The sequence below is a fragment of the uncultured Pontibacter sp. genome, from assembly GCF_947502515.1.
In the GTDB taxonomy this organism is placed as follows: domain Bacteria; phylum Bacteroidota; class Bacteroidia; order Cytophagales; family Hymenobacteraceae; genus Pontibacter.
The window spans coordinates 69,346-89,318 of record NZ_CANNAI010000005.1; the positions used below are offsets into that span (position 1 = coordinate 69,346).

19 protein-coding genes and 2 tRNA genes are annotated in these 19,973 nt (G+C 50.2%); 11 read left to right on the forward strand and 10 right to left on the reverse strand.

Translation table 11 applies throughout. From position 1 onward, the window contains the following. Position 1: 1 nt before the first annotated feature. The 5 genes from Q1A54_RS13680 to Q1A54_RS13700 are packed head-to-tail and all read right to left on the reverse strand — an operon-like array spanning position 2 to position 4,081. The gene (locus Q1A54_RS13680; protein ID WP_299989159.1) at positions 2–1,372 is read right to left on the reverse strand and encodes an ATP-binding protein; all 1,371 of its coding nucleotides are present in this window, start codon (positions 1,370–1,372) and stop codon (positions 2–4) included. A gap of 3 nt (positions 1,373–1,375) precedes the next feature. Beyond that, entirely contained in the window at positions 1,376–2,407 is a 1,032-nt protein-coding gene (locus Q1A54_RS13685; protein ID WP_299989162.1) for a stage II sporulation protein E, read from the reverse strand. After that, positions 2,397–2,801, reverse strand: coding sequence for an anti-sigma regulatory factor (locus Q1A54_RS13690; protein WP_196116034.1), 405 nt, complete (start codon positions 2,799–2,801; stop codon positions 2,397–2,399). Before Q1A54_RS13690 ends, Q1A54_RS13685 begins: the two co-directional genes overlap by 11 nt. Further along, a complete protein-coding gene (locus tag Q1A54_RS13695) occupies positions 2,794–3,204 on the reverse strand; it encodes an STAS domain-containing protein (RefSeq protein WP_196116032.1) in 411 nt (136 codons plus the stop codon). The genes Q1A54_RS13690 and Q1A54_RS13695 overlap by 8 nt, the downstream gene beginning before the upstream one ends. A gap of 4 nt (positions 3,205–3,208) precedes the next feature. After that, on the reverse strand, positions 3,209–4,081 hold the full coding sequence (locus tag Q1A54_RS13700; RefSeq protein ID WP_299989166.1) for an STAS domain-containing protein: 873 nt from the start codon (positions 4,079–4,081) through the stop codon (positions 3,209–3,211). A gap of 184 nt (positions 4,082–4,265) precedes the next feature. Between Q1A54_RS13700 and Q1A54_RS13705 the strand changes: the two genes are divergently transcribed. Continuing rightward, a complete protein-coding gene (locus Q1A54_RS13705) occupies positions 4,266–4,817 on the forward strand; it encodes a DUF4136 domain-containing protein (RefSeq protein WP_299989169.1) in 552 nt (183 codons plus the stop codon). A 51-nt stretch (positions 4,818–4,868) separates the two neighbouring features. On the opposite strand, the gene Q1A54_RS13710 is transcribed toward Q1A54_RS13705, so the two are convergent. The 3 genes from Q1A54_RS13710 to Q1A54_RS13720 form a co-directional block, all read right to left on the reverse strand. Beyond that, positions 4,869–4,942 (reverse strand) — tRNA-Pro (locus Q1A54_RS13710). Positions 4,943–5,055: 113 nt separating this feature from the next. Beyond that, positions 5,056–6,321, reverse strand: coding sequence for an APC family permease (locus tag Q1A54_RS13715; protein WP_299989172.1), 1,266 nt, complete (start codon positions 6,319–6,321; stop codon positions 5,056–5,058). Between the two features lie 426 nt (positions 6,322–6,747). Further along, positions 6,748–6,821 (reverse strand) — tRNA-Arg (locus Q1A54_RS13720). A 191-nt stretch (positions 6,822–7,012) separates the two neighbouring features. On the opposite strand from Q1A54_RS13720, the gene Q1A54_RS13725 reads away from it, so the two are divergent. Further along, positions 7,013–7,429: an organic hydroperoxide resistance protein gene (locus Q1A54_RS13725; protein ID WP_299989175.1), complete on the forward strand. Its 417-nt coding sequence runs from the start codon at positions 7,013–7,015 to the stop codon at positions 7,427–7,429. A 55-nt stretch (positions 7,430–7,484) separates the two neighbouring features. On the opposite strand, the gene sucC is transcribed toward Q1A54_RS13725, so the two are convergent. Both sucC and Q1A54_RS13735 read right to left on the reverse strand, forming a co-directional pair. Beyond that, entirely contained in the window at positions 7,485–8,687 is a 1,203-nt protein-coding gene (sucC, locus tag Q1A54_RS13730; protein WP_196115947.1) for an ADP-forming succinate--CoA ligase subunit beta, read from the reverse strand. Between the two features lie 182 nt (positions 8,688–8,869). Next, the gene (locus tag Q1A54_RS13735) at positions 8,870–9,406 is read right to left on the reverse strand and encodes an SRPBCC family protein (protein WP_299989181.1); all 537 of its coding nucleotides are present in this window, start codon (positions 9,404–9,406) and stop codon (positions 8,870–8,872) included. 564 nt (positions 9,407–9,970) lie between these two features. Between Q1A54_RS13735 and Q1A54_RS13740 the strand changes: the two genes are divergently transcribed. From Q1A54_RS13740 to Q1A54_RS13780, 9 genes are all read left to right on the forward strand, one after another. Further along, on the forward strand, positions 9,971–11,059 hold the full coding sequence (locus tag Q1A54_RS13740; RefSeq protein WP_299989184.1) for an AI-2E family transporter: 1,089 nt from the start codon (positions 9,971–9,973) through the stop codon (positions 11,057–11,059). A gap of 112 nt (positions 11,060–11,171) precedes the next feature. Further along, entirely contained in the window at positions 11,172–11,837 is a 666-nt protein-coding gene (locus tag Q1A54_RS13745) for an ABC transporter ATP-binding protein (RefSeq protein ID WP_196115939.1), read from the forward strand. A gap of 295 nt (positions 11,838–12,132) precedes the next feature. Next, complete coding sequence (locus Q1A54_RS13750; RefSeq protein WP_299989188.1) at positions 12,133–12,933, forward strand: hypothetical protein; 801 nt, start codon at positions 12,133–12,135, stop codon at positions 12,931–12,933. Then, complete coding sequence (locus Q1A54_RS13755; protein WP_299989191.1) at positions 12,911–13,111, forward strand: hypothetical protein; 201 nt, start codon at positions 12,911–12,913, stop codon at positions 13,109–13,111. The genes Q1A54_RS13750 and Q1A54_RS13755 overlap by 23 nt, the downstream gene beginning before the upstream one ends. A 57-nt stretch (positions 13,112–13,168) precedes the next feature. After that, entirely contained in the window at positions 13,169–15,088 is a 1,920-nt protein-coding gene (locus Q1A54_RS13760) for an ATP-dependent DNA helicase RecQ (protein ID WP_299989194.1), read from the forward strand. 54 nt (positions 15,089–15,142) lie between these two features. Next, on the forward strand, positions 15,143–16,135 hold the full coding sequence (locus tag Q1A54_RS13765) for a 2-hydroxyacid dehydrogenase (protein ID WP_299989197.1): 993 nt from the start codon (positions 15,143–15,145) through the stop codon (positions 16,133–16,135). Between the two features lie 27 nt (positions 16,136–16,162). After that, positions 16,163–17,614: an L-lactate permease gene (locus Q1A54_RS13770; RefSeq protein WP_299989200.1), complete on the forward strand. Its 1,452-nt coding sequence runs from the start codon at positions 16,163–16,165 to the stop codon at positions 17,612–17,614. 447 nt (positions 17,615–18,061) lie between these two features. After that, entirely contained in the window at positions 18,062–18,814 is a 753-nt protein-coding gene (locus Q1A54_RS13775; RefSeq protein WP_299989203.1) for a helix-turn-helix domain-containing protein, read from the forward strand. Between the two features lie 90 nt (positions 18,815–18,904). After that, positions 18,905–19,966, forward strand: coding sequence for a methyltransferase domain-containing protein (locus Q1A54_RS13780; protein WP_299989206.1), 1,062 nt, complete (start codon positions 18,905–18,907; stop codon positions 19,964–19,966). Positions 19,967–19,973: the final 7 nt, after the last annotated feature.

Here is a 19,973-nt window from a genome sequence, read left to right on the forward strand (position 1 = left end):
TTTATTCGGCCTCTTCTGACTCCGTGACCACTTCAGTGGCTGGCCACGTAAACACAAAGCGGGTACCACGCCCATCAGACTCTACCCACACATCACCCTGCTTTTCTTCGAGTATACGCTTTACGATGGCAAGTCCCAAACCTGAGCTGTCGGCACGCGTCAGGTTGTGACCGAGCGATTCGTATTTGCTAAAGATCTGCTCCTGATCTTCGGGTGCTATGCCCGGGCCGTTGTCCTGCACAGCCAGATAGATGAGGCTAGATCGGAGGCTGTACTGCACTTCTATCACAGCTTGTTCCGGTCTGTCGTGGTACTTTACAGCGTTGCCGAGCAGGTTACTGAATATCTGGTACAAGTAAATCTCCTGTGTGTAGAGGGTAGGTAGCTCATCCGGCAGTATGATTTTAAAAGTGGATGGAATGTAGAGCGACTCCAGCACTTTGTAAAGGACAGACCGGATAGATACGATCTGGCGGTGCAGGCTGTGGTGGCCGGCAAGCGAATAGGCCAGTATACCTGTGATCAGTTTGTCCATCTTGCTGGCCTGCTCCCGAAGGATCGGCAGCAGTGAAGCGGCATCTTCGCTATTGCCGTTCTGCAAACTGTTTTCCAGGAAGTTAATGATGCCTCCGATGTTCTGCAAAGGAGCCCGCAGGTCATGCGAAACGGTATGGGCAAATGCATCCAGGTCGGCATTAGCTTTCTGCAGTTCCAGGTTCCGGCGTTCGCGCTCCTCCGAGAGCGACTGTATTTCAAAGTTGGACTGCTGAAGCTGCAGATTCAGTCTCCTGATCTCCTGCAGTTGCTGCTCTGCCTCCAGGTTGCGAAGTCGCAGTTTCTCGAGTAGCTCAAGCTGCTGCATGTTCTGCCTCTTGATCTCTGCATAGGGCGATATTCCCTCTTCGTCATTAAACTCACGTAGCCAGAGCTCCTGCAGACTTTTCGTAAACACAGGAGACTGTGTAGGGATGCGCTTGCGGAGGGTCACGATAGTACCTTGTTCACTCTCGGTCTTGATCTCAAAGAAATCCACCAGTTTGCGGGAGTTCACAATGCCCATGCCGCGCCCTGTAGCACTGCTGCCATAACTGGCCCGTTCATAAATATGATCCAGGTTTCCGATGCCACGCCCCCGATCCGACACTTTCGCCTCCAGATAGTTATGCCCAGCTTCTCCGATAATGCCAAACTGTATGGTGCCGTTGCCCACATGCTCTACCACGTTGCGGCAAATCTCCGACACAGCCGTTGCGAACTTGGTCTGGTTGGCCTGTGCCATACCTGTTTTTTCTGATAGCTGCATGGCCCGCTTATAAGCCAGCACCACGTCCAGTTCGTTTGCAATGTTTATTTTGAGAAAACTCCTTGGCATCAGCTAGACTTTGGCTTTACAAACTAGTACGAGTGTATCATCTGATTGGCGGCTATGGTCTTTGTAAAGAACTGCCGCGATGGTAGTGGGTAAGTGCCGATGCAGGTTAGGGTAACGGCTCAGGTCCCAGCGCGATTTCAATCCGTCGCTGTGCACGATGAGCAATTTGTTACGGTTCCATTCCAGCTTTTGGTTGTTGAAATTGCCCGGAATGTTGTGGCCTAGTATACCGTTGTACGATATCACATTCTTATAAGGCATGTTGCCCAGCGCACTCTCCATAGAGAATAACTTGCCGGCTATGTTGCCTATGCCACAGTAACTGAATATGTTCTGGCTGATGTCGATGTTAGCTGCAAAACCCACTGCACCCCGTGTACGCCGGATGCTTGTATGTATTACCTGCAGCGCCATGGCCGGATCAGGTATAGGATTGTCGCAATAGGTCTTGACGGCCAGTTGGGATGCCTCCTGTGCATGCATGCCATGGCCCAACCCATCGAGTGCCAGCAGGTAGACGCCCCGTTCGTGATGTACGATAGCATACCCATCGCCGCAGTCTACTTCTTTCGGCTTGGGGACCATGATGTTGCCAATGTCGTAGCGTCTGCTTGGAGGGATGGAGCGTGCCGACTTGTATACCCGGGCCATGATCACGGTGCCTACCTGGGGATGTGAGTAAAGGTCGAAAACGTCAGACTGTCTCTTGATCGCGCCGAGCCCCTCACCGGCAGAGCCAAAGGTAGAAACGCCGTCCTCCAGCATCCGGTCCGGGTTGTTCATGCCGGGCCCATTGTCCAGGCTGATGATCTCAATCCCATGAATGGGTTTGCCGATGGCTTTCACCAGCAGTTCGCCACCCTGCGTCGTATGCTTCTCCAGGTTGGAGAGCATTTCGGACACGATAATATTGACCTTGCCCACGGCTCCTTCCGATAGGGCGAAGCTTTCAGCAAGTCGGGTAATGTCTTTTTTGGTGAGACTAGCGTAGCTTCGGTCGGGTATCGCGAAGCGGTAGTGTTGATTAACGTCCATGTTTCCAGTGGATGACAGTAACTGTTGTGCCTTCTCCCGGATTGCTTTTGAGGTCAAATTCGTTGACTAATCGTTTGGCGCCGGGCAGACCAAGGCCGAGACTCCTGCCGGTAGAGAAGCCATCGCGCATGGCCATGGCGATATCAGCTATACCCGGGCCTTCGTCTTTGAAGGTTAGTCTTACGCCGGTTTTGGCATTGTGGCTGATAATTTCGAGTATTACTTTGCCTCCACTGGCATACTTGAGCATATTACGCACGAGTTCGCTCGCAGCCGTGATCAGCTTGGTCTGGTTAACCAGACTCATACCTATACGGGTGCCAAATTCGCGCACACGGTTGCGGAAGGGAACCACATCCTGCTCGCGCACGATCTCCATCGTATCTTTAGTCATTACGATCATCCTGGTCTTCCTCCTCTTCGTCGTCTAGTTCCAGGTTATCGCCTAGTTTAGTGTTAAGTAATTCCATGCCCTTTTCTACATTCAGGGCAGTATGTACACCTTGCAGCGTTAGGCCTAGCTCCACAAGTGTAATGGCCACAGCGGGCTGCATACCTACTACTACGGTTTCAGCATCCATAATGCGCGACATAGAGGCAATGTTGCCCAAAATGCGGCCCATAAACGAATCTACGATGCTTACTGCCGAGATATCTATCAAAACGCCCCGTGCCCCGGTCTGGCTCACCATGTTGATCAGGTCATTCTCCAGCGTCAGGGCTAGCCTGTCGTAGAGGTCTACCTGTATAGTCACCAACAGGAAAGGCCCCATTTTTAAAACTGGTATCCTTTCCATCGTATTAGCGGGTTAGTTTAAATCCTTTGTTCCGGTCTACACGGCGCACCTCCAGGTTGGTCATGCTAAAGGCAAGCTGCAGTGCACTGGCCAGGCTGGCCTTGGTCTTGATGTTAGACAGGTCAATGCCCAGGTGTACAATAGTTTGCGCTATTTCGGCACGTATACCACTGATGATACACTCGGCACCCATCAGGCGTGTCGCGCTTACAGTTTTGATCAGGTGTTGTGCTACCAGTGAGTCAACGGCAGGTACGCCAGAGATATCCAGGATCGCAATGTTGCTGCCTGTGTTCACGATCTCCTGCAGCAGGTTTTCCATCACGACCTGGGTGCGTGCGCTGTCCAGGGTTCCGATGATAGGCAGGGCCAGTATACCATCCCATACCCGGATCACAGGTGTAGATATCTCGCTTATTTCATCTGTCTGACGAAGAATAACCTCTTCGCGTCCTTTGATGAAAGTCTCGAAGGTAACGATGCTCAGGTTGTCCAGCAGGTTGTTGAGCTGCATGATTTCCTGATAGAGGGTAGCAGGGTCATCTTTACGCTGCTCAATCAGTACTTCCATGATGGCTTGCTTCAGGCTCAGCACATACGCGCCTGTTTCACGCGGACTGAAACCCTGTCTTGCTCTTGTAATGGAAATGTCGCGGAGCGTATCAGTTACCTGCTCAAATTCCGTGTCATAAATGTTGTCATAGTTTCCTTTGGAAATTGCTCTGAGCAGACCGTCGAGCATCTCTTTTGACTGACGCTGCAGTTCATCACTTGTCATCAGATCGTCACGGAGTGACGCATCCGACAATTGATTTTGCATCCATTTTTCCAGGATGCGTTCCTTGTTTTTCTCGAGTACTTGTGCCGTTGTGTTCATGGAGGGCAAAACGTAGCTTGTGGACGTATGGTTTAAACGATGCTGATATTTTACATCGCGGAATAGTTCTTTTAGCAGGCTAGGTGCTAAGTTAAATATAAAAATCGCAATCAATGCATACTTCTCAGATTACTGCTTACGTATATAAATTATTTCCTGTGTGATGATCCAAGAACTTTCGGAAATGAGAAAACTAGTATTAAGTACTGCTTGTCTGTTACTCTGGCTGCTCACGGCCTGTAGCTCTTCCACCAATATCCACTCCGAGCCGGCACCCGGCTTCGGCTTGAGCACTTACCGTCAGTTTGCCTTCATGGATGTAGATACCGACTTAGAGAAGACGGGGCGCGACTATCAGGGGCATGTACACTTCCTGAAGCAGGAATTGGCCCGACAACTGGAACTCCGCGGCCTGAAGCAAGCACCGACGACAGAAGAAGCCGACCTGCTCATCAACCTGGGTATAGTGGTAGACAGGCAGGTACAAACCAGGGAAACTAATATCATATCTGACCCGCCCCGTTACATAGGACAGCGACGCTATACCTGGCAGAGTAGGGAGGTAGAAGTCGGGCGCTACAGCGTAGGCACGGTGTCGGTACATCTGGTTGATCCGGTGCAGAACGAACTGGTATGGCAGGGTACGGCTGAGCGTGTTATTTCTGATAAGCCTGAAAAATTGCGGGAGCAGATAGAGAAGGGTATAGAAAGGCTGGTGGGTGAAATTCCATCCTAAGGAGCTAAAAAAAGCGAAGCCTTCTATAACATGTAGAAGGCTTCGCTTTTGTCGGAGTGGCGGGATTCGAACCCACGACCTCCAGCACCCCATGCTGGCGCGATACCAGGCTACGCTACACCCCGAAAATTTTATGCAACATAGCAAAAACACTGCATTGCTGCAATACTGTCTCAGGCACTATGGTTTCATTTTTTTCCAGGAGCTATACCTGAGCTCAAAAGTATTTTTACGCAAATCACTTATCGTATACTTTGTGAAAAACGAACCGAAGTGCAAAGCCGATCACAAGCAGGCCTATACCTGAAAGAATCACTGCTAAAGGTAAAGATACAGACATAGCCAGGCATCCAATCAAACCCAGTACAGGAATAATTTTACCGTACAACTGTTCGCCGGCAGGTTGGCGCAGGGCCGCTATGTTGGTAATGCTGTAGTAGAGCAGAATCGTGAAGGAAGCAGAGCGAAGAATAAATTCGAAGGAACCCGCAATGGTCAGCAGAAAGATAATAAATCCGGTCAGGAAAATGCCCACGTGCGGCACCCGGTAACGGGCATGCACGCGCTCAAATACAGGCGGTAAATCATGACGGCGGCCCATGGCCAGCAGCATACGGCTTATACCTAATATCTGGCTCAGCAATACCCCGAGCATAGCCGTGGAGGCGCCCAGCGTGATCATGGTTTTGATAGCGGGTGTGTTAAGGGAAGAGGCCACCACCTGCAAAGGCGATTTGCTGCCTGCCATGCTTTCAGTTCCGATCACGCCGACTGCTACCAGCGACACAGCCGCATACAGCAGTATGGCTGAAACGATAGTGATGATAACGGCGCGGGGAATTGTTTTGTGGGGCTCCTGAACTTCTTCGGCCAGTGTGGCAATGCGGGCATACCCGGTAAAGGCGAAAAACAGTAAGGCCGAAGCTTCTGCTATACCTGCCGTGCCAAATGGTGCAAAGGGCTGAAAGTTTTTCTGTTTCATAGCAGGTACTCCACTGAAAACCAGGTATAGGAGGGAGAGCAGGGTGAAGGATACGATCACCAAATTCAGCATACCCGCTTTCTTGATACCGAAGTAATTGGCAAGTGTCAGAAGCACCACAGCCACCAGCGAGAGCGCAAGGGGAGAGTGGATCGGAACAAGCTGGTAAAAGTAGCTGCCAAAGCCAATGGCTACGACCCCTGCCGCCGAAAGCTTGCTGATCAGGAACATCCAGCCGGCCGAAAAGCCAAAAGTCGGGTTGAGTAATCGGTAACCGTACTCGTAAGTGCCGCCCGACTGCGGGTATACTGCCGCCAGTTGTGCTGAAGACAAGCCATTGAAGGCTGCGATAAGTCCGGCAAAAAGTAGCCCGACAAGGAAAGCCGGACCGGCTATACCTGCAGCCACGCCTGTCACCACAAATATACCTGCACCGATTATAGCACCCAGCCCGACACCCACGGCGTCTTTAAGCGTGAGTGCGCGCAACAGTTCATGCTGCTTTGGGCCTTGTTTTTTCATAGGCTCTTATTTATAGTGCTGTACTTTACTTACACTGATCAAGTTCAGTCTGAAAAAGAAAGATTGCCAGGTTAAAGCCCCAGTACGGCAGGTATAAAAGTAGAGATTGGTAAATTGATTTCTTAACTTTGGCACTCTATGTTTTCTCTGATCACTCCAAACGTGATCTTATCATTTTACTTTAAAAAGTGTTAAAAGCGCTTCTCTATATACTAGTAGTAACAGGCTTTGCCTACTTCTTATTTTACCCGATCCTGAAGCGGTACATTAGCAGAAAGAGGCTTTTCAGATGGTTGCTCCTGATCTATGTCATCGCACTTGTTATCTCTTCTGTAAATACCTATTTCCTATAGCGGCACTTAATTGTGTATTCAACAAAAAAGCGCCAGCCACTTCTACAGTAGCTAGCGCTCTAAATTGTACTTGTGCACCCGAGAGGATTCGAACCCCTAACCCTCGGAGCCGAAATCCGATATTCTATCCAGTTGAACTACGGGTGCTCTCCGTGTTGCAAAAATAGGAACAATGCGCTAAAAAGGAAATTTTAGGATCAATAATTATAATTCACAAAGGCAGATCCCGCAGGTATAGCATTGATATAAGTACATAATTAGTTCATACCTAAAACAATATGGATAAATTGAGAGTTATTAAATAATACTTAGAATCAAGCAAACAGAATCAGAAAGCTATGGAAAAAGTGTATACGGCAGAGGTAACTGCTACAGGAGGCCGCCGAGGCCATGTGACGTCGTCTGACGGAGTTATTGATATGCCACTCTCATTACCTGAGGGCCTGGGAGGGGAGAAGGGGAAGTCAAACCCTGAGCAGTTATTTGCGGCGGGCTATGCGGCCTGCTTCCAAAGTGCTTTACTGCTGGTTGCCGGTAAGCATCACATCCGCCTTAATCCCGAATCTACTGTGAAAGCACATGTGGATCTGCTCAAGTCAGAAGATGGTAAATACGGACTGGGAGTGAAGCTGGAGGTGCACTTGCAGGGACTTGAAAAGGACAAAGCAAAAGAGCTCGTAGACGAAGCACATGAGGTGTGTCCCTACTCAGTCGGTACGCGGGGCAACATCAATGTAGAGTTAGAGATTGTATAAAACAGAAAGGGCTGCCATCACTGGCAGCCCTTTCTGTTTTTATGTATTATAGGAATTAAGCTCCTACTTCAGCCAAAACCTGCTTCACTTTCTCAGCAGCTTCCTTCAAAGCTACGGCAGAGTATACCTTCAGGCCAGACTCGTCAATGATACGGGCGCCTTCTTCAGCGTTTGTTCCCTGCAGGCGAACGATGATTGGCACGCTGATGTCACCGATGTTCTTGTAAGCCTCCACTACACCATTGGCAACACGGTCGCAACGAACGATACCGCCGAAGATGTTGATCAGGATAGCCTTCACGTTCGGGTCTTTCAGGATGATGCGGAAACCAGCCTCAACCGTTTGCGCGTTTGCCCCACCCCCTACGTCCAGGAAGTTAGCAGGCTCACCGCCAGAAAGCTTGATGATATCCATGGTTGCCATCGCAAGACCGGCACCGTTTACCATACAGCCAACGTTACCGTCCAGCTTCACATAGTTCAGGTTAGACTCGCTTGCCTCTACTTCCAACGGATCTTCTTCCGTGATGTCGCGCAGGGCAGCCAGGTTCTTGTGACGGAACAGGGCGTTGTCATCCAGGTCAACTTTCGCGTCTACGGCCAGAATCTTGTTGTCTGAAGTTTTCAACACAGGGTTGATCTCAAACATAGAAGAGTCTGTCTCCACATAAGCTTTGTAAAGGTTAGTGATGAATTTCACCATCTCTTTGAAAGCCTCGCCTTGCAAACCGAATGCAAATGCAATTTTATTTGCCTGGAATGGACGCAAGCCGATAGCCGGGTCGATCCACTCTTTGATGATTTTCTCAGGAGTTTTCTCAGCCACTTCCTCGATGTCCATACCACCTTCAGTAGATGCCATGATCACGTTGCGGCCTTTGGCGCGGTCCAGCAGGATACTTAGGTAGTACTCCTTCGGATCAGATTCGCCAGGGTAGTATACGTCCTGCGCTACCAATACTTTCTGTACCAGCTTGCCCTCAGGACCGGTTTGGTGCGTTACCAGTGTCATGCCCAGGATGTCGTTTGCGATCTGCTTCACCTGATCCAGGTTCTTCGCCAGTTTCACACCACCGCCTTTACCACGGCCACCCGCATGAATTTGCGCTTTGATCACGTGCCAGCCTGTACCGGTTTCCTCGGTCAGTTTCATTGCCGCTTTTACAGCCTGGTCTGGCGTTTCTGCCACGATGCCTTCCTGTATGCGAACGCCGTAGCTTTTCAGAATTTCTTTAGCCTGATATTCGTGTATGTTCATGCTTTCAATTTAATGGTCGCACGAAAGTAATCGTTTATCGGCTTAAATTCAAGTAATAGGTTTTTAAAATATAAACGGGAGTGCACAGCGCTATAGCTGGCCAAGACGCTATATGCTATCAGACGGGATCCTCAGGTGCAGCCTTTTAAGCTATTACATGCCTAAATGAAGTGAGGTTGGGATCAGGCATGCGCCAACACTAGCCTGTCAGGTTTAGACTGATAAGACCGAGGAGAGCTGGAATACCCTTTTAATACAGATTTCCACCTGCCTGTCTCAGCAAAATGCTTAATTACTCTATTTTTCTTCTGGAGCAGAGCGGTAATATATTTTTGCAGAAACAGCTTATCTAACATGATTCCCAATGCCCCGAAAGGAGATGTATAGTTAAAGACATCAACCATGATGGAGCCTTCAGCAGTTTCCTCAAAATAGCGTTCGTGCTTGAATTTTATAAAGGAGCGCTTTTCCATCTCTTCGGCGAAATAGCGGGGCTGATCAAAAACCGTGATCCGGCTGCTTATGTTAAGCCAAAGAAAAAAATGCTTCGCTCTCCAGGTAACTGTTTCATTGTAGCCTATCAGACCAGTTGTAACACCGGCAATGGCTTGCTGGCCGGAATGGCGAGTCGAGATAGCGTGCAGATCTATACTTCTGGATAAGTCGAAGCAAATGGATATTGGGGCATCGATAACCGTTTCTAATGTGATAGTAGGCATAAGGTATAACGTGTATAATGTATACTGCTTCGTAAAATCTCCTTTACCTTATCTGGTCTTTGCAGACAGAGGATAACGATTGCAAGCGTAAACTGAAATTAGCCAACCTGATAGGTTCATCCAGTTTTTGGCAAAGTACTCTAAGGCAGTGAAAGCTATTAGAATATGTAAATATAACTATTCATTTATAATGATCGCTATAGTTTTCACTGTTTGTGCTTTATATCTTGTAGCAATCAAAGACGAAACTCCTTTTTTATCAGCAAAGATGATAGGGGCGGCAGGCCGGATTTTACAAGATATAGTACTTGTCAACTCCTTTTAGCAGCTTTTTCCTTATCAGGAAACTTGTGTTGCTGCCATAACTCTGCTTAGAAAATTATGATGCTATGCATAAAGTTGCGGTTATTGGAAACAGATAATTGCAATGTTTTTGCCATTGTGAGCCATGCTGGTTTGTGCATAAATAAAGATTCCCAAATGATTGCTTTGCAACGATGGATATAGTTTCTGAGTAATATACATAATCCGATATGGATACATTGCATTCCTCAGAAACGCTACATGCAAGACATTTACACATATGCTCGCCGAATTGCACTGGCCGCTTTTATTTTCTTTCTGGTGGCGGCAGCCTTTTACCTGTTCATACAGCTCACCCATTTTCTACTGCTGGTGTTCGCAGGTATACTGTTGGCGGTGCTTTTCACGAGCCTGTCAGAGTGGGTGAGCGCTAAAATAGGCTTTGGAAGGGGACTCAGCCTGACCATTGTAACCATTTTGCTTTTTGGGATGCTGGTCGGCCTGGGCTTCATTGTGGCACCCACGGTCGGGGAGCAGGTCAATGAAATGGGCGATTCCATACCCCAGGCTTGGGAAGATCTGAAAGATAAACTGCGGGAGACCACATGGGGGGAGCAGGTGCTTCACGAGGTGGAAAATGGAACAGGCAAGATGATACCGGAGTCCAAAGCCATCTTTTCGCGCGTCACCAATATGTTCACTTCCACGCTGAGCATTATTACTGACTTACTGATCGTTCTGATCACAGGCTTGTTTCTGGCGGCAAACCCGCTGCTCTACACCAAAGGCTTTGTGAAGCTCTTTCCGGTTATGAGGCGCAACAGGGTATACGAGGTGCTCAGCCTGTGCTACGATACCCTGCGGCAGTGGCTTTGGGGCATGTTTCTGGCTATGTGCCTTATTGGGGGGACGGTATGGCTGGGCTTTACGATCATAGGGCTGGAACTGGCGCTGCTGATGGCACTGCTGGCTTTTTTCTTTGCTTTTATTCCGAACATAGGACCTATCATAGCAGGCGTGCCACCCATCCTGCTAGGCTTGCTGGACAGTCCGCAGATGGCGCTGCAAGTACTCCTGGTCTACAGTATCATTCAGGGTATAGAGGGCTATGTACTGACGCCTCTTATCTTTCAGAAAACAGTGGCACTGCCTCCGGCGCTATTGCTGTTCTTCCAGGTGCTGCTGGGCATCGTGCAGGGTGGGCTGGGACTTTTTCTGGCAGCGCCGTTACTGGCAGTGGTCATGGTGATCGTGCAGGAAGTATACATCAAGGATGTGCTCGAACGGCCTGATTCAACTAAAGCAGCTGGTGCCGGGGACAGTACAGGCACAGGAACAGCAAGCTCCTAGATGCGGTCGTACCGGGAGGCTGAAGCTAAAATTTGGGGAGCAGGTACCGCACTTATACCTTTTGTTTTGTAGCTTTGGAAGGTTCAACACTTTCAAACCAATTCATTAAGCTGTGCTGCAGGTAGTCAACGTTCACAAAAAATACGGTTCGCTAGAAGTTCTAAAAGGCATTGACCTGACCATCCATGCCGGAGAAGTTGTTTCTATTGTAGGTGCTTCCGGTGCCGGCAAGAGTACGCTGCTGCACATCCTGGGCACACTTGACTCGGCTGACAGCGGCGACGTGATGTTCGATGACAAGAACATTTCCCGCCTCAATCCGACTGAACTGGCACGTTTCCGTAACCGGCACATTGGCTTTATTTTCCAGTTCCATAACCTGCTGCCCGAGTTTACAGCCCTCGAAAATGCCTGCTTGCCGGGCTTTCTGGCCGGTCGTCCGGAGTTGGAGGTGACTGAACGGGCCGCCGAATTGCTGAGCATGCTCAACCTGAGCCACCGCATGCACCACAAGCCTTCCGAAATGTCAGGAGGGGAGCAGCAGCGCACGGCCGTGGCCCGTGCCCTGATCAACTCACCCCGCATCATTTTCGCCGATGAGCCCAGTGGTAACCTCGACTCCAAAAACGCCCAGGAGCTGCACGAGATTTTCTTTAAGCTGCGCGACGAGTTCAACCAGACCTTCGTGATCGTGACGCACAACGAGCAGCTGGCTACCATGGCCGACCGCACCCTGATCATGAAAGACGGCTTGATCGTGCAGGAAGTTAGGGCCTAAGCTATACCTAATCCGCTGTTTACAGTGCTATAAGCGACCATCGCTTGGGCGAATATTTCCCATGCCCTCTGTTTTGACTGGCCTTCCGGTTCACCCGACTACCTCAATTGCAGTTTTCACGTACAATATATCCCCCCTTTGCCTTTTTGTGCTAAAATAGAGACTGGTTTCGGGGGAAATATACCTGGCTAAAATTATTTTATAAATATCTGATTATTAGACGTTTATAATGAATATTTTTTTAGTTTTTTTGCACCATTTCAGGAGCAGGTATGTTTGATATATATACTAAAACATGAAAACTAACGAAAGTATGAGTCAAGTGAATAAAGAAACAAAAGTGGAGAGAAAGCCGAAGGTTGAGAGCTATGATATTGCTAAATCTGATGAGACGCTTCACTTAGCTGTTGACCTGGCTAAGTTTATAAAAGAGAACAGGTTATATCAAAATATACAAGGAAAAGAGTACGTAAACGTAGAAGGCTGGCAGTATGCCGGATCTCGTCTGGGTATCCTGCCGGTGGTGGAGCATGTGGTGAACATCAGCACCGACGAGGAAATTAAATACCAGGCGAAGGTAAACTTGCTAGACCTGCGCAGTCAGCAGGTGGTGGGTGCCGGTTTTGCGATTTGCTCTAACAAAGAGCAGGGCAAGAAGTACTATCAGGAATTTGCGATCGCCTCGATGGCGCAGACGCGTGCGATAGGTAAGGCTTATCGTAACATTCTGGCCTGGATCATCCGTGCGGCTGGTTACGAACCTACTCCGGTAGAGGAGATGGACTATGGCGGCAACGAATCATCTGCTAAGCCAGCTGTGCCAACGGAGAAGAAAGCAACCATGAAAGCTGCGTCTGCCACTCCTGTGGCTGAGAAAGCTGAAGTGGACGAGCAGGTGGCTGGTGTGCGATATGCCTCTGCCAAGCAGAAAGAGGAAATCATCCGACTGCTGAACAACCCGGTGATCACACGCCAGGAAAAAACGAAGATGCTGCTTAACATCAATAGATTTGACGAAGAGCGTGCCGCGCAGGCGATCGATAAACTGAAAAAAGTGATCGAAGACCGTGAAGATGGTCAGTCTGCTGCCGCTTAATCTGAAACTACCGCACTTAAAAGCCCGCCTCCTTAGAGTCGGGCTTTTTTTATACCTATCGGCTATACCTACCGGCTATACCTATCGGCTATACCTATCGGCTATACCTATCGGCTATACCTATCGGCTATACCTATCGGCTATACCTATCGGCGTAATTTTCCAAGTCCTGCCTTAAGCCGGGCAGCTAGTTTAGCCGATATGCCTTATCTTCGCCTTTGTAAAGCACACACCCTTGCAAGACATCCACCACATACTCAAAACCTACTGGGGCTACGACCAATTCAGGCCGCTGCAGGAAGATATTATCCGGTCGGTGCTGGCGGGGCAGGATACGCTGGCGCTGTTGCCGACGGGTGGGGGCAAGTCGATCTGCTTTCAGGTGCCGGCCATGGCCATGGAGGGAATCTGTATTGTGGTCACGCCGCTGATCGCGCTGATGAAAGACCAGGTAGAGCAGCTGAAGAAGCGTGGTATATCTGCCGTGGCTATCTTCTCAGGGATGAACCGACGCGAGATCGACATTGCCATGGACAACTGTGTGTATGGCAATGTCAAGTTTCTATACCTGTCGCCGGAGCGTTTGCAAACCGAGCTGTTTCAGGAGCGGGTGAAGCGCATGAAAGTCAGTCTGCTGGCTGTGGATGAGGCGCACTGTATTTCGCAATGGGGCTACGATTTCCGTCCGCCATACCTGGAGCTGGCTGCCCTGCGCGAAACATTGCCGGCTATACCTGTGTTGGCCCTCACGGCTACAGCTACCGAACAGGTGCGCGTAGACATACAGGAGAAACTGGCTTTCAAAAAGCAGAACGTCTTTGTCAAGAGCTTTGCCCGGGCCAATCTGTCTTACTCCTGTCTCTATACCGAAGACAAAGTGGGGCGTTTGCTTGAGATCCTGCAGCGCATGCCGGGGCAGTCGATTGTGTACGTGCGCAGCCGCAGGCAGACGGTCGAGATAGCCCGCTTCCTGCAGAGCCGGCGTATACCTGCCGCGGCCTACCATGCGGGGCTTAAGTTTGAGGAGCGCAACAAAACTCAGCAGGCCTGGATCGAAGACAAGGTACGGGTGATGGTGGCAACCAACGCCTTTGGCATGGGTATCGACAAGCCGGATGTACGACTGGTCGTGCACCTCGATCTGCCGGAGAGTCTGGAGGCTTATTACCAGGAAGCGGGCCGTGCCGGCCGTGACGAAAAGTACGCTTATGCCACGCTGCTTTACGGCCCGAGCGACACCAAAGACCTGCTGCAGAAAGTGAAGGAGGCGCATCCTCCACTGGAGTTGATCCGGCGGGTATACCAGTGCCTGGCCAATTATTACCAGATTGCGGTGGGCAGCGGCTTTATGGGCAGCTTCGATTTCGACCTGGCTGCTTTCTCCAAAAACTACAAACTGTCGGCCCTCGAAACGCACCACGCCATCAAGCGACTAGAAGGGGAGGGCTACGTGCAACTCAACGAAGCTTATTACAGTCCGTCGCGGCTATACCTGCTGCTCGACAACATGGCGCTTTACGAGTTTCAAGTGGCCAATGCCGAGCACGATGCCCTGCTGCGCCTGATCCTGCGCATGTATGGCGGTGAGGCTTTCACGGGCTTTGTGAAGATATCGGAGCGCAAACTGGCCGAGCAGCTTAAGAAGCCGGAACAAGAAGTGCGCCGCAAACTCGAGTACCTGCACAAGCTACAGGTGCTGGTGTACGAGCCACAGCACGATGCGCCACAGTTGGTTTTCACAGCGCCCCGTCTGGATGCCGCCAATCTGCCGCTTAACCACAAAAAGCTGGACCAACTCCGCGATCGTGCCATGAAGCAGGCCCAGGAAATTGCTCACTATGTAGAGACCACTGACCGCTGCCGCACACAGTTGCTATTGGAGTACTTTGCCGAAGTCAGTGACAAGAGTTGCCGCATCTGTGACTACTGCCTGGCGCAACGCAAGAAGGAGCGGCAAGGGCAGGAGCAGCAGGCTCTGCGGCAGAAGTTGCTGGAAGTAGTGCAATCCAAAAATCTGCTGCCGAAAGAACTCGTGCAGCAATTTGAAACCAAACACAGCGAAGCGGTAACCGAATTGCTGCGTGAACTCCTGGACACAGGCATTGTCAAGTACGCCGAGAGCGGCAAGCTATACCTGGCAGTAGAACAGGTATAACCCACCGGAGGTTTTGCGTATAGTCTTATACCTGCTCATCAAAACCGCCGCGATATGAACGTACTTTTTTTCAGCTCCAAGGTATACGACAGCACTTTTTTTAATGCCGCAAACAAATCGCACCAGCACAAACTCAGCTATCTGGAGGTACCGCTTAACAAGAACACCGCTGTGCTGACCAAAGGCTATGGGGCTGTCTGCATATTTGTGAATGACACCGCCAATGCCGAAGTGCTGCGGTTGCTGGCAGAGCAGGGAGTGAAATTGATCGCGCTTCGATGTGCCGGTTTCAATAACGTAGACCTTGGTGCAGCTGCAGAACTGGGTATGAAAGTGGTGCGTGTGCCAGCCTACTCGCCCTACTCGGTGGCAGAGCATACCCTGGCACTCATCCTGACGCTCAACCGTAAAACTCACCGCGCCTACAACCGCGTGAAAGAAGGCAACTTTGCCCTAAACGGACTGATGGGCTTCGACCTCAACGGTAAGACTGTAGGCCTGATCGGACTCGGAAAGATCGGGCTGGTGACAGCAAAAATTCTGAAAGGCTTTGGCTGTCGCGTGCTGGGCTATGACATTGAAAAGCGGGATGAATTTGACGAGATAGGTATAGAATTCACCGACCTGAGTAGCATTTACGCCAACTCCGACATTATTTCCTTGCACTGTCCGCTCACGCCGCAAACCCACCATATTATCAGTAAAGAAACCATCACCCAAATGAAACCAGGTGTGATGCTCATCAACACCAGCCGGGGAGCGCTCGTGGATACCAAAGCTGTCATTTCCGCACTCAAGAGTGGGCATATCAAGTACCTGGGCATTGATGTGTATGAAGAGGAAGCCGATCTTTTCTTCGAAGATCTGTCAGATCGGGTGATACAGGACGATGTGTTCATGCGGCTGCTCTCGTTCAACAACGTGCTGATCACCGGGCACCAGGCCTTCTTCACCAGCAATGCCCTTGAAAGTATAGCAGGTGTTACCTTGCAAAATATTGCTGACTTTGAACAAGGACGGCAATTGGAAAATGAAGTAAAGGCCTAAGCTATACCTTCGCTATCGATCGACAAGATGCCCTACCTGCTCTCCTTGTTGCCTATTCTGCTGCTGGTTGTGCTCTCCCTTACCAGAGGAGTGAAAGTGGCGGTGCTGGTTGGGGCGATCTTCACGACTATCTTGTTCTTTTACTGGGGCGCTACGGCAGCACATTTTCTGGCTGCAATGGGGGCGTCGCTGCTCACGACCATCAATATTCTGATGATTGTACTGGGCGCCACGTTTCTCTACAACATCATGTCCCGGAATGGTCTGATCAACCAGATAACCCATTCGCTCGACCAGCTGCATCCTTCCAAAGAGTTACGCTTTTTTCTGCTGGCAATTGGACTGACCGCTTTTTTTGAGGGAGTGGCTGGGTTCGGTACGCCGGGTGCCATTGTGCCGCTTATACTGATCGCCCTGGGTTTTGATGCCGTGCTTTCGGTGGCGGTAGTACTGCTCTTCGATGGCTTATTCGCTATTTTCGGGGCCGTTGGTACACCTTTGCTCACAGGCCTGCAAGTTCCTCTGGGTCTGCCTGATGCTGCCATACGCGATATCGCCTGGATGGCGGCAGGTATCAATGTGCTTGTTGGCCTGCTGATCCTTTGGCTGGTATTCCGGATGGTGACACGCAGCCATGGCGACTTGCAGCACCGCAGGCAAGTGCTGTTGCTATACCTGTTCATCACCTTGCCTTTTCTGCTGCTGGCCAGGCTGGCTGCCGAACTCGCCACTGTGCTGGCCGCCCTGACCATGCTGGGGTTGTCAGTGCTATACCTGCGGCAGAAAAATGTAAAGATTGATTTGAAACCCTGGTTGCCTTATGCGCTGCTCGCAATAATGCTGCTGTTGCCAAAGCTCTCTCCTGTGTTGCGGAGTTGGTTGGGTTGGGAGTTGACCTTTGAAAATATGTTCGGTACAGGTATACGGGCTGCCATCAGGCCGCTTGCCTCCCCCTTGCTGCCCTTTGCGGCGGTGGGATTAGGGGTTGCGGTGCTGTACCGGAGTAAGTCCCTATACCTGGCAGAGCCACTCAAAAAGATGCTGGCCGTGTTTGCTGTGCTTTTCCCTTCCATCGCCATTGCCCAACTGATGATCCACTCAGGTGTCACGCAGCCTTCCATGGTTCGGTACATTTCTGAAATGTTAAGCGGCCTGGGGCCTGTCTATGTGGTGTTTGCACCTTTTGTGGGCATTATGGGCGCTTTCATCACAGGCAGCACCACCATTTCCAACGTCGTGTTCGGGGCTTCGCAACTCGAGACGGCCGCCGTACTGGGGCTCAATCCCAATGTGCTGCTGGCGCTGCAACTGAGTGGTGCTGGACTGGGCAATGCCATTTGCCTGTTCAATATTATCGCGGCGGCATCAGTGGCAAACATCCAGAACTACAAGGCCATCCTGGCAGCCAATATGCTGCCTACGCTCCTGGCGGGAGCAGTGGCCGGCGCATTTGGCTGGCTCGCTCTAACGCTATTCTGATGCAATTAATTTGCGCCCTTTTCTGCTACAGGTTTTGTTAACTTACGCTTTATGGCCCTATATCAGTGTCTCAGTGCGATTCACCCAAAAGCGGATCTATGCTTTAACTAAATGTATAAAAATTGCTACTTTTTTGGGTGAAATAATGTTATGATAAATAGAGGAACCCTGCTGTTTTTAGTGAGCAACAGACTCAAGTGAGAACAAAGAGCGATTGGCGGGGCGAGCATCCTTCACATTACGGGCGAAATAGACGATGGAGGGTAAGTAGGGAAATTTAATAAGGTATTTGTGCCCAGAAATGAAATATTGACCTTTGAAACAATTGCTGCCTTTGAAAGAAAAATAAACCACGATACACGGCCCTATGATCCGGGCCTTCAGTTCCTGCCAGGGCGTATGGAGGAAAGGCACCAACATGTTGACCCAAAGCTGGGGATTCCAGCTTTGCGGAGAAACTTTAACCTGATTTACCTCCTCCTCGACGGCCTCCACGATGTACGCCTTGATGATAAGCACCGCTGGCTCATGCCGCATGATCTGGTCATTGTGCCAGCTAATGTGCTTTACGCTTCCACTAACATCAAAGACTGCAGGGGCTTCTGTATAGAATTTACAACGGAGTTCATGGAGCCTGTCATGCAGGGAGCCCTGTCAGAACAATTTCCATTCTTTGATCTGGATGCCGAGCATGTCATCAGCCTCACCTCATATGAAAGCAAACTATTGCAGCGGTCTTTTGAGGAAATCATAGAAGTATACAATGGCCATTCGAGGGAGAAAACACAACTGATCCGAAATTATATCCATATCCTGCTCTTGCTCATCCGTGACTGCTACAAAGCCAGGTACACGGTCTACATCAAAGAGAAAGCTACTCGTGCCGTGCAATTGACAAGTGGCTTCCAGCACCTGGTCGACGAGCACTTCCGCGAAATGCACGAGGTGCAGCAATATGCCAGCTTGCTCAACATCACACCGAAGCACTTGGCTGACGTTGTGAAAAGCACCACTGGCAAGCCCCCGCACGAAATGATCCAAAACCGGCTCTTACAGGAAGCCCGCACGCTGCTCAGCCATACAAAAATGAGTATGGCTGAGATCGCCTATGCGTTGCATTTTGAGGACCAGTCCCATTTCAGTCACTTCATCAAGCGCAAAACCGGACAGACTCCGTTAGAGATTCGCAAAAACTTCTAGTCTGCACAAATTATTCCGAAATTCATACAATACTTTTCATTGTAAGTATTTTAATTTTAGAGTGTTATCCTCAAACTAAACACTACTACTATGGAAGAGAATACAATACATCGAAACCAGGTCAGGCCGGAGCGGGTAGAGGATTTTGCTCATCACGTGCTGGAAGACCTGAGTGCTGCCGAGCGAGTCAGGATGTCTTTTCTGGGCAGCCAACTGGGGCTTTACAAAGCGATGGTCAACGCAGGACCTATGACTGTAGGTCAGATTGCCCGAAGCGCCGGAGCCAGCATCAAACTGGTCAAGCGATGGGCGGACAGCCTGGCTGCGGATGGCTACCTCCTGCACGAACCAGAAGCCGATACCTTCTGTCTACCCGAGGCGCATGCCATTGCACTGACCGACCCTACCAGCCCCCATTACATAGGTAACCGCTTCCTGAAAGGAAACGGAGACCAGCATGGCAAACCCCATGATATGACGCTGCCAACAGGAAGTAGCCATGCCAAAGGATTTAACTTATTGCCTGAAGATGTATCTGGCCGGTTTTTCAGTGAAGAGTACTTGGCTAGTCTGCTGCATAACTGGATTCCTGCTGTGGAAGGGCTTTCTGAAAAACTGGAAACAGGTATACTGGTAGCGGACCTGGGCTGCGGTCGCCACGGGGCTTCGACGTTGGTGATGGCTCGTGTGTTTCCTAAATCGACCTTCCTGGGTTTTGACAGGTATATCTCCTCTGTAGAGCGGGCTAATCTGCTTGCCAAAGAGAAGCATATCGTGAATGCGCACTTTGAGTGGGCCACCGAAGAGCAGGTGTATGCTTACGAGTATGACCTGATCACGCTTATCGAAACTTTGGACTGCATGGGGGACAGCCTCCAGGATCTGCTCTCTGAATGTTATCAGGTACTCAAAGCAGACGGTGTGCTGGTGATAGCGGAAGCCAAGGACAGCAACATCGTAAGCGAAGAGCAGTACCAGCGCCTGCGCTCCTCCAAAGTACTGCCTGTTTTGGAAGAGCATATATACCGGGTAGAGCGCGGTATTGACGGACACGAGCACGAACTGCATAGAGCATCCACAGCAGCTGGTTTTTCAGTTTTCCGTAAGGTAGCGGAAACCCTCTACGACAAGGTATATGAACTGCGGCGCTAAGGTGCCA